Annotated in this window: 9 protein-coding genes; 2 read left to right on the top strand and 7 right to left on the bottom strand. The window is 68.9% G+C overall.

The genetic code is table 11. The features are described 5' to 3' along the window. Window positions 1–38 precede the first annotated feature (38 nt). From A176_RS25125 to A176_RS25115, 3 genes are all read right to left on the bottom strand, one after another. Window positions 39–7,232, bottom strand: coding sequence for an RHS repeat-associated core domain-containing protein (locus A176_RS25125; RefSeq protein ID WP_002633062.1), 7,194 nt, complete (start codon window positions 7,230–7,232; stop codon window positions 39–41). A gap of 109 nt (window positions 7,233–7,341) precedes the next feature. Then, window positions 7,342–8,121: an SDR family oxidoreductase gene (locus A176_RS25120; protein ID WP_002633061.1), complete on the bottom strand. Its 780-nt coding sequence runs from the start codon at window positions 8,119–8,121 to the stop codon at window positions 7,342–7,344. Further along, entirely contained in the window at window positions 8,118–8,462 is a 345-nt protein-coding gene (locus A176_RS25115; RefSeq protein WP_044891002.1) for a nuclear transport factor 2 family protein, read from the bottom strand. Before A176_RS25115 ends, A176_RS25120 begins: the two co-directional genes overlap by 4 nt. Window positions 8,463–8,526: 64 nt before the next feature. Between A176_RS25115 and A176_RS25110 the strand changes: the two genes are divergently transcribed. Both A176_RS25110 and A176_RS25105 read left to right on the top strand, forming a co-directional pair. After that, window positions 8,527–8,889, top strand: a complete 363-nt coding sequence (locus A176_RS25110; protein WP_021781592.1) for a winged helix-turn-helix transcriptional regulator — start codon at window positions 8,527–8,529, stop codon at window positions 8,887–8,889. Window positions 8,890–9,157: 268 nt separating this feature from the next. After that, window positions 9,158–10,267, top strand: a complete 1,110-nt coding sequence (locus A176_RS25105; RefSeq protein WP_044890985.1) for a serine hydrolase domain-containing protein — start codon at window positions 9,158–9,160, stop codon at window positions 10,265–10,267. A 52-nt stretch (window positions 10,268–10,319) separates the two neighbouring features. Here the strand turns inward: A176_RS25105 and A176_RS25100 are convergent, their stop codons facing one another. The 4 genes from A176_RS25100 to A176_RS25085 all read right to left on the bottom strand — a co-directional run bounded on the left by A176_RS25100 (window position 10,320) and on the right by A176_RS25085 (window position 14,533). Then, window positions 10,320–11,450 (bottom strand): DJ-1/PfpI family protein, encoded by a 1,131-nt coding sequence (locus A176_RS25100; RefSeq protein ID WP_021781593.1) that lies wholly within the window; start codon window positions 11,448–11,450, stop codon window positions 10,320–10,322. Window positions 11,451–11,463: 13 nt separating this feature from the next. Next, window positions 11,464–12,513, bottom strand: coding sequence for a GlxA family transcriptional regulator (locus A176_RS25095; protein WP_002633055.1), 1,050 nt, complete (start codon window positions 12,511–12,513; stop codon window positions 11,464–11,466). A gap of 486 nt (window positions 12,514–12,999) precedes the next feature. Further along, on the bottom strand, window positions 13,000–13,512 hold the full coding sequence (locus tag A176_RS25090) for a hypothetical protein (RefSeq protein WP_144429610.1): 513 nt from the start codon (window positions 13,510–13,512) through the stop codon (window positions 13,000–13,002). 112 nt (window positions 13,513–13,624) lie between these two features. Next, on the bottom strand, window positions 13,625–14,533 hold the full coding sequence (locus tag A176_RS25085; protein WP_002633053.1) for a LysR family transcriptional regulator: 909 nt from the start codon (window positions 14,531–14,533) through the stop codon (window positions 13,625–13,627). Window positions 14,534–14,550 lie beyond the last annotated feature (17 nt).

Below are 14,550 nucleotides of genomic sequence, written 5' to 3'. Positions count from 1 at the left end.
GAGCCGCCCGGTCACGAAACCCGGGCGGCTCCCCGCGCTCAATTCGTTCGCATCAGAAAGAAGTAGTCGAAGCGCTTCCAACCCATATCCATTCGAAAAGGAGTCCGGCCGTCGAAGAAGAAGGCCCTGCCCTGGAAGTTGATGACATTGAAGGCATGCCCTTCTCCCTCGGTGCCCTTGAACCTCCCGACCACGATTCCGCGACTGCCCCTGCCCCAGCTCTCCAACTGCTGCTGGATGGCCTTTCTCCCCGCGATGCTTTCGAAGGCGCTGCCAAACTCCGCCTCGAGGACCGTGAGCGACCCCGACTTGGACCAGCCCGCGATGGTTGGGTTTCCCGCGACGGTGTGGTCGACCGCGGCCGCCGTTTGCCTGCAGTTCGACGGGCAGTTCAACGGGTTGACCTTGTCGGCGCCCTTGATGCGCATGTACTGGTTGAAATCCGCGACGATGTCGGCCTTGGGCGGCCCGACGATGGAGGTCGGCTGCGGGGCGACGATCATCCCGACGATGCCGGTGAGGGAGCCCACCGCGTAGTAGTAGCTGTCGCCGCCGGAGGTGATGTTCCAGGACTTGCGCATCTGCTGCGTGCAGCCCGGGCACCAGAAGATGATGGAATCGCCGAACCCCTGCCAGAAGCTCGACCAGCGGTCGTAGTTCGCGTTCTCCATGGCGGAGACCTGCACGGCGCCCTCCGTCGAGTTGCTGAGCTGGTCCGCCACCTGCGCGACCGTGAACCCGCGCGCCGCGAGCGAGTCGAAGTCGAACGAGGAGCCCATCCAGATGCCCGTGACGAGCTGGGTGGACACCTTCAGGAATCCCCCGGCCTGCGTCTGGGGGCCCGTGGGCGCCTGGGTGAAGGACGCGACGGAGGAGACGGCGCGGATGGACGCCGCGGGGGTCGCGGAGCCGCCGGAGGCGCCCGTGTTCGGGAAGTACAGGCTCGGGTCGTTGATGGCGCTGGGGCCGCCCCCGCCGCCGGGCTGGCCGGGGAAGCCGCCCCCGGGTCCCTGGCATTCGCCGCCGAGGCACCCCGAGTCCAGGCCTGAGGGATCCGACCTGTTCACCGGGTCGTTCATCGCGAACCCGTAGGGGTTCGTGGTGGCCGCGGTGCGCGGGATGACGAGCGGGTCGCGGCTGAGGAACCGGCCGATGGCGGGGTCATAGAGGCGCGCGCCCAGGTGGACCAGGCCCAGCCCCTCCAGCGACTCGCCGCTGTTCCATTGGTCGCTGGAGTAGTTCCTCGTTCCTGGATACCCCTGGGAGCCGCTGGACTTCGCCTCACCGAAGGGCGCGTACTCCACGTCCTGGAGGAACCTCCCCTTGGCGTCCACGGTGTAGCGCGCGCCGCGGAGCTCCCCGAAGGGGAAGACCCAATCTTCCTTCGGTCCGCGGCGGGTGGCGATGACGCCACCGGGCCCGGGGATGTGGCGCGTGAGGACTTGGGTGGGCGTGCCGTTGACGGCCTGCTCCTTGAGCTCCAGCAGGTCGCCGAACCCCCAGGTGCGCCGGGCGTCCTTGTCGGGCGTGCGCAGGTCCAGCTCCCGCAGCACGTTCAGGGCTCCGTAGCGGAAGTGGGCCGACACGTTCGTGTCGGTGACGGTGCGCACGTTGCCCGAAGGGAAATAGTCGAGCCGCCGTATCCCCGTGCGCGTGGGCTGGCGGTGGATGTTGCCAAGGCTGTCATGGGTGACGTTGCACGCGGTGCCGCCCAGGCCCCCGTTGCCATAGCCGACGCGGCAGAGCCGGTCCCGGTCCCCGGTGGCGTAGCTCATCGCGGCGTCAGCGGTGCCCAGCGCGTCGGTCTGCGTGAGCAGGTTGCCCAGGGCGTCGTAGGTGTAGCTCCAGTCCGTCAGGGGCGTGGTGTTCGGCAGCCGCGCCTTGGAGGTCGCGAGCCGGCCCAGCGCGTCGTAGGTGAGCGTCGTCCTCACTTCGTTCGGGGTGCCGTTGATGACCTCCGTGCGTCCCTGCTCCCGGCCTGTCAGGTCGCGCTGGGTGATGTGGTGCGCGCGGGAGCCGAGGCTGGTGGCGACCGTCGTGCCGCGCGACAGCCGGCGGCCCTTGTTGGCGTAGTCGCCCACGAACTCCGCCACGCCCCCGTGGATGGCCCCGAGGACCTGGCCGAAGGCATTGATGGACGTGGCGAGGTAGAGCTCCTTGCTGTTCTTGGCGTCCTCGTATTTGACGTACGTGAGGCGCTGGGCCGTGTCGTAGGCGTACCAGACCTTCTCCTCGGCGTAGTCGGTGTCCGGCAGGTAGCGCGTGAGCGTGTCCAATGCGCCGTCGGCGCGCAGGGTGGTCCGCTCCACGTAGGGCGTGCCCGCTGCGTCCGTGTAGACATACGCGTTCGGACGGCCGAGGGCGTCGTAGCTGTAGAAGACCTGGCCCAGCGAGGACTGCGTGCGCGCCAGCCGGCCCAACACGTTCGTCGGGGTGACGAGCGGCGTGGGACTGGTGCCGACGTCGTGGAAGTAGTCGTAGACGGTGTCCGGCACCGCCACCCCCAGGATGCGGTCCTCGGTGTGGGTGACCCGGCCCAGCGCGTCGTACCGCGTCACCCGGCTGCGCGGGCCCGAGGGAGACACCACGGACTCGGTCCAGGCGACCTCCGTCAGCTCACCCCAGGTGCTGTAGTTCAACGTCCTGACGGAGGTGTCGGGCTCCTGCCACGTGAGCTGCTGGCCGAAGGAGTCGTAGGTCCACGACCACGTCACCGGCCCGGTGAGGTTCACCGGGTCCTGGAAGCGGGTCATGCCCGTCATGTGCCCCAGCTTGTCGAAGGTGAAGGTGGCGTGCTCCAGCGGGGTGCCGGACTGAGTCGTGGTGCGCGACAGCAGGCGACCCGCGCCCGTCATGGTGGCGGTGCGCACCACGTTCAGATGGGGGGACGTGGTGGAGTAGGAGTCCGCGTCGCGGAAGCTCACCTGCTCCTGGTGGTTCGCGAAGGTGCGCGAGTAGCAGTGGGGGAGGCGCTCGGTGGCGGCGTCCGGGACGGTGGTGTAGGCCTGGGGGCCGTTGCCCCGGATGGAGCACGACGGGGTGCCGTCCTGGTTGAAGAAGTAGCTGGTGCCGTAGGCGGTGCTCGCGTTCTGGGAGGCGGGGTAGGGGTCCGCCTCGAACACCACGCGCCCCAGGCCATCGTAGGTCCGCGCGCCGGAAATCATCACCTCGGTGCCGTAGTCGCTGCCCAGCGGGGATTCGGTGCGGCGCGGACGCGCCAGCTCATCCAGGAACGTGGTCTGCACGCTGCCGGCGACTTCGACCTCCAGGCCCGGTTTGACGGGGTCGCTCAGGTGCTTCTCCACCACGCGGCGGCCCAGCGGGTCCTCGCCGGTGAAGCCCAGGTAGGCCCGGGTGGACAGCACGCCTTGCGGCTCGCCCGGAATCGTCATCAGGTCGCGCACCGGGCGCCCGTAGCCGTCCACCTCGACGTCGTGGCGCGTCTGGTTGGGGTCCGTCACGGCCATCGTCTCGGAGGTGAGCGGATCGCGCTCATAGGTGGTGGAGAGCGTCGGCAGGCCGGGGGATTCCACGCGCAGCTCCGTCAGCCCCATGCCGAAGTCGTCATAGAAGAGCTTCACGGTGCGCGCGGCGCCGTCCTGGCGCACGCGGTGGACGGAGGCGAGGTTTCCGGCGGAGTCGTAGCCGGCGGTGAACTCGAGCACCGTCCCGAGGACCGTGCCCGAGGCGTCACGCCGATCCCTGCGGTGCGTGGTGGCGCGGCCCACGGAGACGCTGCCCGCCGCCAGCCCGTCATACGTCCAGGACTCCGAGGCATAGGTCACGAAGGGCGCCTTGTCGCACGTCCAGACGCGCCGGCTCATGGGTGCCAGCAGCACCCGGGCGACCATGCCCGTGCCCGTGGGAGTGGCGTACAGCGTCTCTTCACAGAGGTCGTCGTCCGCGCGGTGGATGTCATTGGCGTGCTTGACGTTGAGGACCCGGCCCAGGTCGTCCACGGACGTCACCTCCGAGCGCGTGGCCACGTGGGCGGTGGACGGCGGCGGGGTGCCGCGCCAGGCGTCGATGCGGCGCGTGTACTGGAAGCCCCGCGCGCGGCAGGTGTCATAGGCGGAATTGGACCCGGCGGACTGGAGGAACGAGGCCGCGAAGTCGTGCGGGAAGGCCATCTCCACGCAGTCCAGGGTCGTGTTGGTGGTGCCGGTGGGCGCGAGCTCCTCGAAGAGCTTGGTCCCCCACTCCGTGCGCGTCGCCTTCAGGCGGCGGGCATAAGTGGTGAGGTCGGTGGCCAGGAGCGCCCAGGGGTCCACGCCCGGGCTGGTGACGGTGGTGACGTCGCGCACCCGGCCCGACTGGAGGTATCGCGCGAAGCGCACGGGCTTGGACGTGTTGTCGAAGGCGGGCAGCGGGTACGTGTCGGTGATGGTGGCGTGGCCCTCGCTCTTGCCGTGGACGGTGACGGTGCTCATGGCCACCGAGCGCTGGTAGCCGGGCAGGGTGAAGGCGTGGAGCGAGGAGTCGTAGACGAGCTCGGCGCCGCCGTAGGCGTAGCGCGTCTCCGCCAGCGTGCCGCCCAGTCCCTGGCTGCCCACCGTCATCACGGAGGCGACGACAATCTCCGGGAAGGGCACCTGGTGCTTCGTGGTGCCGTCCTCCTTGGCGGAGCGGTAGCCCACGGTGGTGAGCGCGCCGTAGCCGTTGTCCACCTGGATGATGCGCCCGGCCTCGGGCTTTCCGGGGCGCGTCCCGCCGGAGAGCTCGTAGACGTCCAACTGCGCGCCGTTGAGTCGCACCACCTCCGGTTTGCCGTCGCCGTTGAGGTCGTACAGCCCTCCCACGGTGAGGGACGTCAACCCGTCGCAGCGCTCCGTCTGGCTGGAGAGCGTGAAGCTGGAGCCCGCCACCTCGATGGAGACAGGGGGGGCGAAGCCCACGCCGGTGCCCACCGCCACGGTCCAGGGCGCGGTGGCATTCGAGACGTAGTCCGGGATGCCGTCGCCAGTCAGGTCGCGGAGCCCGGTGCTCATCCGAGACGCGTAGGGGGTGGTGGACGGAGGCGCCGGGTTCGGCTCGCGACAGGTTCGCGCCTGGGCATTCTCCTGGACGGAGAGGTAGCCCGGAGCGGGCAGGGTCAGCGTGGCACTGGAGAAACCGCTGCCGGTGCCCAGCGTCACCGTGGCGCCCTCCACCCTGTCGAGCAGGCCATCGCCGTTGACGTCCTTCAGGTCGCAGAGCACCCGCTGCGAGTCGTTGTTCGTGGCCCACAGTGCGACGCCGCAGGCGCTCTTCTTGAGGGTGACGGGGGAGGAGAAGGGGTCGGTCCCTTCGTCGATGAACAGGCCCCGGAGGTTGTAGACGGCCAGCACCTCGTTTCCGCTGTCGTCACGAGGGCGCACCCTGAAGGCGACGTCGCCGTAGACGACCTGGCCGCCGAAGCTGCCCGCGTATTCCGGCACGGGCACCACGGTCTCCACGGGCGAGGAGTTGAGGACGAGGTCCGGGAAGCCGTCCCCGTTGATGTCCGTCACCTCCCACTCGGTGAACGTCTTCTCGGGGTCCGCGGACATCACCGTGCCCAGAGGGACCGGACCGCAGGAGGAGCCCGTGTGGGGGGACCACTGGAGCGTCTGGTCATTCCACCTCCAGCACTGGCGCACCGTGCGGTCGCGGCCACTGAAGCGGCTGGACAGGGGCAGCCGGCCGCCGGGCAGGGTGTGTCCCAGGTGGGTGAGCAGGGTGCTCACCGCCGCGGTGGAGTATGAGCGGCGCACCCACTTCACGCCCGAGGGGCCCGTGCCCGGCGTGTTGAGGTAGATGACCCACCGGCCCGGGGTCTCCGCGGCGTCGACCAGGTCGATGCGGCCGTCGCCGTTGACGTCCATGGCCTGGCGCCACACGCGGTCCTTGCTGGTGGTGCCGATGTCGTTGGGGAACCGCACCGCGGTGGCGGCGCGGCTTTCGAAGGGGCCGGAGGTGAAGGTGCTGTCCTGGAGTTGGGCGTTGAGGGTGCCCAGGGTGGTGGCGCCCGTGGCGTTGGGTCGGTTGAGGGAGACCCAGAGCTTGCCGCCCTGGGTGTTGACGAGGTCGGGCAGGCCATCTCCCGTGACGTCGGTGAGGCTCTGCCGGGTGGTGGCTCCGATTTCCGAGCCAGGCGGGCTGAAGGTGTCATCGCGCCCCGTGCTGGAGAGCCGGGTGGCATCCGCGCTGGTGGGCATGGGGATGGAGGCCGTCTTCGCGTAGGTGAGCCGGCCGCCCGTGGTGGCGCTGCCATAGGTGTACGACGCGATGGGCAGCGGGATGGCCTGCTCCGGCGTGCCCTGGCGTCCCCGCATCGTCACGGAGCTCAGGCGGGGCTGCTGTGTGTCCGCGTCAATCCCATACGTGAAGGCATAGGTGCGCAGCGTCTCGGTGGCGCTGGCGCAGGTGGCGCGGCTGGAGACGTCCAGGGTGTTCAGGGTCCTCGCGCGCGTCAGCACGTGGTCGCCCAAGAGGGACAGCGACAAGGGGGGCCCCAGGGGGCCGTAGTGGAGGGTGACCTCGTTCTTGAAGCAGGGGGCGGACGGGTGCTTGTTGTAGAGGAGCTGCCGCAGGTCGATGGTCAACCCCAGGCTCCCACCAGGAACGGGCGTGTGGGAGATGTCGTAGGTGAGGTTGACGGCGGTGTTGTCCGGGCCGGTGATGGACGTCAGCAGCCAGAGGTTCGTCCCCTCGAGCCCGCTCATCGCGGTGAAGGTCCAGGTCCGCCCGTCGCCGTCGTGCATCACCCAGGTGCCGCCCTGTTCCTGGAGGAGGAGGTCGGGTGCGTTGTAGCGCGGCACCCAGTGCACGGCTTGCGGCGACCCCGCGGACACCTGCCGGGGCACCAGGTCCATCACCTGGCCCTGGAGGAAGAGGGTGACCTGCTCACGCCCGGCGGGGGCGATGTTGGTGCTGCTGCCCACCTGTGGCTTGCGGTGGGCGAACGTCATGTCCCGGCGGATGTAGGAGAGCGGGATGTCCCAGCCCAGGCCCACCGCGCCCACGCCCCGCGTGCCGGAGTTGATGGAGATGGGCACGGGCAGTCCGCCTCGTGAGGTTGGCAACTCCAGCGGAATGGAGGCGGAGTAGCCGCCGGAGGCGTTGACCGCACCGGGCGAGGTGCCCGTGTCGGAGGCGCGACCTCCATAGTGGCCACCGGTGGGCGCCAACTGCGCCACGCCCGGACTCGACCACAGTCCCAGGACCAGCCCCATGGCCAATCCCAGCCAAGGGCTCGAGGACATCGGCTTCATGTGTGTACCCCCTCAGGTACCGTACTGCTTGTTCGCCGTGGACCGGCGACCCCAAGAGGGCTGAATACAGTAAAATCTGATTAAATTGAAGTCCCCGTGGGCGCTGCCCTCACACCGTTGGCACTGTGCCGCCATCGATGACGTACTCCGTGCCAGTGATGGAGCCCGCCCTCGGAGACACGACGAACGCGATGAGGTCGGCGACTTCGCGAGGCTTGGCGGGGCGGCCGAGCGGGATGCCGCCCAGCGAATTCATGATGAGCTGTTTGCCACCTTCGTAGTCGGTGCCAGCCTGCTTGGCGATGCGCTCGGCCAGGTGCACCGAGGCTTCTGTTTCCACCCAGCCGGGCGAGACGCGGACGACTCGCACGCCCTTGGGCGCAACCTCTTTTGACAAAGCCTTGCTGTAGGTCGACAGCGCCGCCTTGGCCGCGGCATACGCCGTCGTTGATTCTGGCAGGGGCAACTCGCGCTGGATGGACGTGACGTGCACGATGACGCCCGTGCGTTGCGCCAGCATCGACGGCACGAGCGCTCGGTCGAGCCGAACCGCGGGCATCAGGTTCAGGTTGAGTTCCTTTTGCCACGCGTCTTCGTCGAGTGCGGCGAAGCCACCTCCGGGGGCCGTCGAGCCGCCGAGCACATGCACGAGAATGTCGATGCCGCCGAGATGCGCGAGCGCGTCGCGCGCCACCTGCGCGCAGCCTTCAACGGTCGTGACGTCGGCTGCGACGTAGTGCACGCCAGGCGTGTCGCTGGGGACGGTGCGTGCAGTTGTGACAACCTTGACGCCGGCCTCGACGAGGGCCGTGACGACCGCGGCGCCGACCCCCTTCGTGCCTCCTGTGACGAGCGCGCGGCGGTGATTCAGGTCGAGATCGAAACTCATGGTGCAATCTCCAGCCGGGTGATGAGTCCCTCCGTGAGGGTGAAGCGGAAGCGGAGTTCAATGGGGCTGCCTGGGAAGCTGCCCGTCACCTTCGCTCGCACCGTGGTGCGAGGTCCGTCGACCTCCGCCGCGAGCAGCTCCGTCGAGAGCTTGTACGTGCTGCTCGTGGCTGCGTTCCACACTTCGATGGCGGCGCGTCCGCGATGCGCCTGGCGCTCATCCACGACGAGGGCGTCGTCTGTGAAACACCGCGCCACGGCAGCGGGGCTGGTTGTCTGGTGTTCGAAGTAGCCCGCGATGGGCGCGGGCAGTCCGGGGAGCGGGGTGGGCGTTGTTTGCATGCCCACCATGTAGTGAGTACGGTTTTGCCCCGCAAGAACACACAGAAAAGTGGGGTACATACTTTTGGGTAAGCATGACCACCATACGCCAGCGACGGCGGCCAGCGGCATCGAGGAGGCCATCCAGATGCTGGAGGGCCGCTGGAAGCTGGTCATCCTCTTCCACCTGTTCGGTGGGAAGCTGCTCCGATTCTCCGAGCTGGAGCGTCTGATTCCATCCGTCTCGCAGAAGATGCTCATCCAGCAGCTTCGGCAGCTCGAGCAAGACGGCATCGTCGCGCGCATCGTTCACGCGCAGGTACCGCCCAAGGTCGAGTACCACCTGACCGAGTGGGGGCAGTCGCTTTGCCCGGCGCTCGATGAACTCCTGACGTGGGCGGAGAAGCGGCCAACGCCGAAGCGCCAGCGACGGCCGACAGGCGCGTGACGTCGAGCTTGGTTGCCATCGTCCTGAATCAGTCTGGCGGAGACGTGTCCAGCGAGCCCGGGGGGACGCTGACTGTGCGAAGCGGCTGGAGGCGGAGCGGAAGGCGCCGTCGGGCCATGCGGAATGGGCCGTGCGCCTCGTGGCCCTCCGGAACACCGAGTCCCCGTTCCTGTGAGCATGCCGCGCAGTGCGGCAGCGTCGTCTCGCCCCGCTCGTCGCATCGGTATAGGGTGCCGAGCTTCCAGGGCCGGTTCGATGGCGGTTCAGTATGTTTTATCGAGTGGTGTTGTTGTGGCTGTGTCTGGCGGGGTGTGGAGGGAATCGGTTGCCCACGGGCCCGGGCTCACCTCCGGATTTGCTCGACGATGGCTGGGCCGTGGCCTCCTTCGAGGACGCGGGTGTCCAGCGCCCCTGGTTCGACGCGCTTGAGCGCGACGTGGAGCAGGGCACCATGGCGTTGCCAGACGCCGTGCTCGTCGCACGGGACGGAAGGCTTCTCTACGAGCGGTACTGGAATGGCTTCAAGCGAGGGGACGCGCACGACCTGCGGTCCGCCACCAAGAGCGTCACGTCACTGCTGGTGGGCATGGCGCATGAGCGAGGATTGCTGCCGGACCTGGATGCGCCCGTGCTGTCGCTCCTGCCGCACCTGGCTCCGGTCCGGAACGCGGAGCCGCGCAAGGAGCGCATCACCCTGCGGCACCTGCTCCAGATGCGCTCCGGGCTTTCGTGTGACGACTGGGACGGGGGTTCTCCCGGGAACGAAGAGCGGATGTATGACACCCGCGACTGGGCCCGCTTCATCGTGGATGTTCCCATGCGCGATGAGCCGGGCATGGTGACGCGCTACTGCACGGGCGGCGTGGTGCTGCTGGGTGCGGTCTTGGAGCACGTCAGCGGCCAATCCATCACGGACCTCTCCCGCGAGTGGTTGTTCGCGCCGATGAAGGTCCAGGACTTCACCTGGAAGCCCGCGGGCCGGAAGGGCACGGACACAGGCGGGCACCTGCACCTGCGTCCGCGCGACTTCCTCAAGCTGGGGCAAGTCATCCTCGACGGTGGGGCCTGGCAAGGCGAACGCCTCGTTTCCGAGGCGTGGGTGTCCGAGTCCGTCGAGCCGCTGGGGCCGCTCGGTGACGCGGGCTACGGCCTGCTCTGGTGGAGCACCCGCTTCGTCATCCAGGGCACGCCGGTGGAGGTGACCTTCGCGCGGGGGAACGGGGGCCAGTACGTCTTCGTCGCGCCCTCGCTGGGCCTCACCGCGGCCTTCACGGCCAGCCACTACAACGGCGCGGGTTCGGCGCTGCCGCTGGAGATGTTCGGGCGGTATGTGCTGCCTGCGGTGCTCGGGTTCGAGCGGCCCGCGACAGGCGAATGACGATGCGGCGGCCCGCGGCGCGGGGAACATCCCCGCGTCCTCGGTCGAGCGCCTACCTTGCGCGCGCGATGAGCAGCTTCACCGTGTACTGGCCCGCGGCGCCCGGCTGCGGGTGAATCGTCAGCACGCCGGTCCAGGGCTCGCCCTTGCGCCCGTTGAAGCGCCAATCGCTGCGCAGCGGCGAGGCCGCGCTCGCGGGGGCAGGCGCGAGGCGCATCCACTTTCCTGCCACGAGCCCCTGGTCCAGTTGCGCCATCAACCTCGCTGCGTCGAGGGTGGAGCGTCCCGTGATGACCTGCTCCCAGCGGTCAGTGCTCCCCTCGGTGTTCGCCATGTCCCAGTCGCCGAGCGCGCTCAGGTCGATCTTGGGGATGAGCCGGTCGGCGAGCGCTGCGCGCACGAAGCTCGCTCGGGGACGCCAGTCATACTCGCCCGCGAGCGCCACCTGCTGCGCGAGCCCCTGGCCATCCAGCTTGGCAATCACATGCAACGCTCCGTCGATGCCCGCGGCGAGCCCCGCGGTGGTGATGATGCGCCCGTTGTCCACGACGCGCTGGTCGTCCACGACCTTGACCTTCGGGAAGGCGGCCTGGAGCTTCTCGAGGTTGATGTAGGTGGTCGTCGCGTTCAGCCCGTCGAGCAGGCCCGCATTCGCCAGGATGAAGGCGCCGTTGCAGACGGACATCAGTTGCTGCACGCGGGTGCTCTGCTGCTTCACCCACGTGAGCGTCGGCTTGCTGTGCTGCGCCTCGGTCACCCCGCCTCCGGGCACCACGACGATGTCGGCCTGGGGGGCATCGGCGAACGCATGCTTGGGGACGACGGTCATCCCCATCGCGGTGGTCACCGGCGCGAGCGTCTCTGCGACGGTGAACACGTCGTAGCTCGCACCGCCGAACATCTCGTAGGGGCCTGTGTAGTCGATGATCTCCACGCCGTTGTAGATGAGGATGGCGACCTTCCTGCGCGGCAGGGCGGGCGCCGTCGCCTTCTGCTGCTCGACCAGCTTCATTCCGCAGTGCGGGCACGTGCCCGGCTTGTCGTGCACCTGCGCGTCACAGGGCTGCGCACAGGGCGGGCAGACGTAGTGCTTCGCGGGCTCCACGGCGGAGGCCGCGCCTGCGTTCAGGAGAAGGGCGAGCAGGAGGAGGGCAGCGCGGTGGAAGCGACGGTTCGGTTTCATTCGAGGCTCCATTTCAGGAGGTTGCGGCAATGGCGTGACGGGTGAAGCGCTCGCGGTACTGGCCGGGTGGGATGCCCACCTTGTGAAGGAAGGCGCGGCGCATGGCCTCCGGAGTGCCGAGCCCGCTCATCGCGCACACGGTCTCAAGGTCCTCCGAGGACTCCTCGAGCAGACGGCGCGCGGTCTCCACGCGGGTGGAGGTCACGAAGCGCGCCGGGGTCATCCCCACCTCGCGCGTGAAGACCCGGGCGAAGTTGCGCGGGCTCATCGCCACGCGCCGGGCGAGGGTGGGCACCGAGAGGTCCGCACGCGGGTGGTCCTGGATGTACGCCTGTAGCTCACGCAGCGGCTCCTGCTTCGCGAGCTGCACGGAGAGCTGCGCGCTGAACTGGGCCTGGCCCCCGGGGCGGCGCAGGAACATCACCAGGGCCCGGGCCGTCTCCAGCGCCGCCTCGCGGCCGTGGTCCTCCTCCACGAGCGCGAGGGCCAGGTCCATGCCCGCGGTGACGCCCGCGGAGGTGTAGAGCCCTCCGTCCTGGACGAAGATGCGGTCGGCTTCCACCTGGATGCCGGGGTGCCTGCGGGCGAGCGCGTCGCACGAGGCCCAGTGGGTGGTGGCGCGGCGGCCCTCGAGCAGCCCCGCTTCGGCGAGGAAGAAGGTCCCGGTGCAGATGGAAGCGAGCCGTCGCACGAACCCCGCCTGCCGGCGGATCCACCGTAGGAGCGGTGGATGCGCGCAGTAGCGCTCCGCGCCCCGTCCTCCCGCGATGAGCAGGGTGTCGATGCCGCGGCGCACTTCGTCGAAGCGACGGTCCGCGTGCAGCCTCAGCCCCGAGGACGCGGGGAAAGCTCCGCGCTTCAGCCCGATGATCTCGACCTGGTAGGCATGGTCGTCGCGCAGGCCGCTGTCCTTGAGCCAGCGCGACGCGCGCGAGAAGACCTCCAGGGGCCCCATGACGTCCAGCATCTGGACGTCCGGGTAGGCCAGCATGGCCACCCGACGGGTCTTCGGTGGCAGCGCGGTGGTGCGCGCGGCCTTGGGCCGCAAGGGGCGCGTGGACATGGTGACACCATGCGACCTCGCGGCGTTGGAGACAATGACACCGGGCCCACGATTTCTGCCAACGTCGAGAGCCTGGGCAGGTGAGCCCCCATTCGCGCGTGACGGGTTGGTCGGAGAGGCGTCACCGCCTCGGCTCCGTGGCGCTCCGGACCGTGGAGTGCGTTGGCCCGTGAATCTGGCGCTCGCTGGGGCGGGCAATCCATGGCAGTCAATGACTGCGCGCAAACCAATCTCCCCGTGAGGAATGGTGCTACTCCACACGGAGCAGGTGGCGACGGGACGGCTGAGTCCTTCGGACGCGGCCTCTGTGTTCCTCGCGCTGTACTGGCTTCTGCGCCTCGTCAAGGCCGCCCGGCAGCGCGTCTCCACGGTGGACGTCAGCGTGGGCGGTCAGCGCATCCGCGCCGGGGAGGGCATCCGGATGAGAACCTGCTCGGCGTTCACGAACTGCTGCTCATGTGGTGACCTGCTTCCCTCGAAAGCCGGTCAGGTGACCACGGACGCGGCGGCGGCCTTCACTTTCGCGTCCTTCCTCGCGAGGAGGGCGGCGCTCGCGGGAACCATCACCAGGCTGCCCATCCAGCAGAAGAAGCCGAGGGTGGGGTAGGACAGCTCGAGTCGGCGGCTGCGGCTCCCGCCTTCGTTCACGGGGATGGGGTTCGTGTACCAGGAGAAGGTGGACAGCCCGACGATGACCGCCGCGATTCCCAACCAGAAGGCCCACCGGTAGCGGCCCTTCGCGAGCAGCGGCAGGCTCAACAGCAACAGGGGATTGGCGAACCATCCCCACAGATTCGCGACCGGGCCCATCCAGCCGTCGGTGAGCATGGACAGGCCCCACATCGACTCCAGCTCTCGGGTCCCGGTGTTGTACGCGACGACGGCGGGCAGCGCGCAGGAGACGGCGAAGAGGACCCCCGACGCGACCACGGCTTTGCCTCGCGTCCACGGAGGCGCAGCGGTGGGGGCAGGGGGCGTGCTGGAGGGAGTGGGCGTCATGTTCCCGTCGACACTACCTCGAAGTCCCAACGAACCGCCGGAGCCGTCCCGCGGGTCCGTCAGCGCCTTCGCTTCCGCGGGGGACGCATGAGGAAGGGGCCAGGGCTGTGCCTCATTGCAAGGCGTCGGCCAGATAGTCGACGAACACCCTGACCCGCGCGGGCAGGGACGCGCCACCGACAAAGACGGCGTGAACGTTCTCCACGTCGCCTGGATTGTATCGCTCCAGCAGAGGAACCAGCCGGCCCGAGCGCAGCTCTTCCTCGACGCTGAATGCGCCGACCCGCGTCACCCCCACGCCGGCCGCGGCCAACTGGCCCAGGGTCTCTCCGTTATTGGCTTCGATGCAGCCCTTCACCGACAAACTGTATTCGCGCCCGTCGCGCACGAAGGGCCACACCGGTGCGGCCCGGCGAAAATTGAAGTTCAAGCAGTTGTGGTGGTGCAGGTCCTCGGGAACCCTAGGTGTCCCTCGCCGGGCCAGATAGTCAGGCGAAGCCACAATCATTCGCGGCATCTCGCCAATCTTGCGCGCCGTCAAACCGCTGTCAGGCAGCGGGCCGAAGCGAATACCGACGTCCGCCTCACCCGCTGCGATGTCGACCACCCTGTCGGTCAGATTGATGTCGACCAGGATGTGAGGGTATCGCGCCGTGAAGTCGCCCAGCAGGGGGACCACGCAGAGGCGCCCATGCGAGAGGGCGGCGCTCACCCTCAGCCGTCCGCGCGGCGCGCCGCGATCGGCGATGGCCTGCTCCGCGTCGTCCAGCTCCGCCAGGATTCGCCGCGCCGCGCCCAGATAGGCTTGCCCCTCGGGCGTCAGGGTGAGGGCCCGGGTCGTGCGCAGCATCAGTCGTACCCCCAGGCGCGCCTCGATGCGGTCGATGGTCCGGCTGACGGCCGAGGGGGTCAGGTCCAGGTCACGACCGGCCGCGGAGAAGCTGCCGGTCGCCGCCACGGCCGAAAAGACGGCCATCTCCCTCGCCCGGTCCGCGCCGCCCGGCTGCACCTTTGCGTTCATCTCAAGAATCCTTGGCT

Source organism: Myxococcus hansupus, from assembly GCF_000280925.3.
Classification (GTDB): Bacteria; Myxococcota; Myxococcia; order Myxococcales; family Myxococcaceae; genus Myxococcus; species Myxococcus hansupus.
The sequence above is the reverse complement of the archived record's forward strand: the minus strand, read 5'-3'. Positions and strand labels throughout refer to the sequence as shown.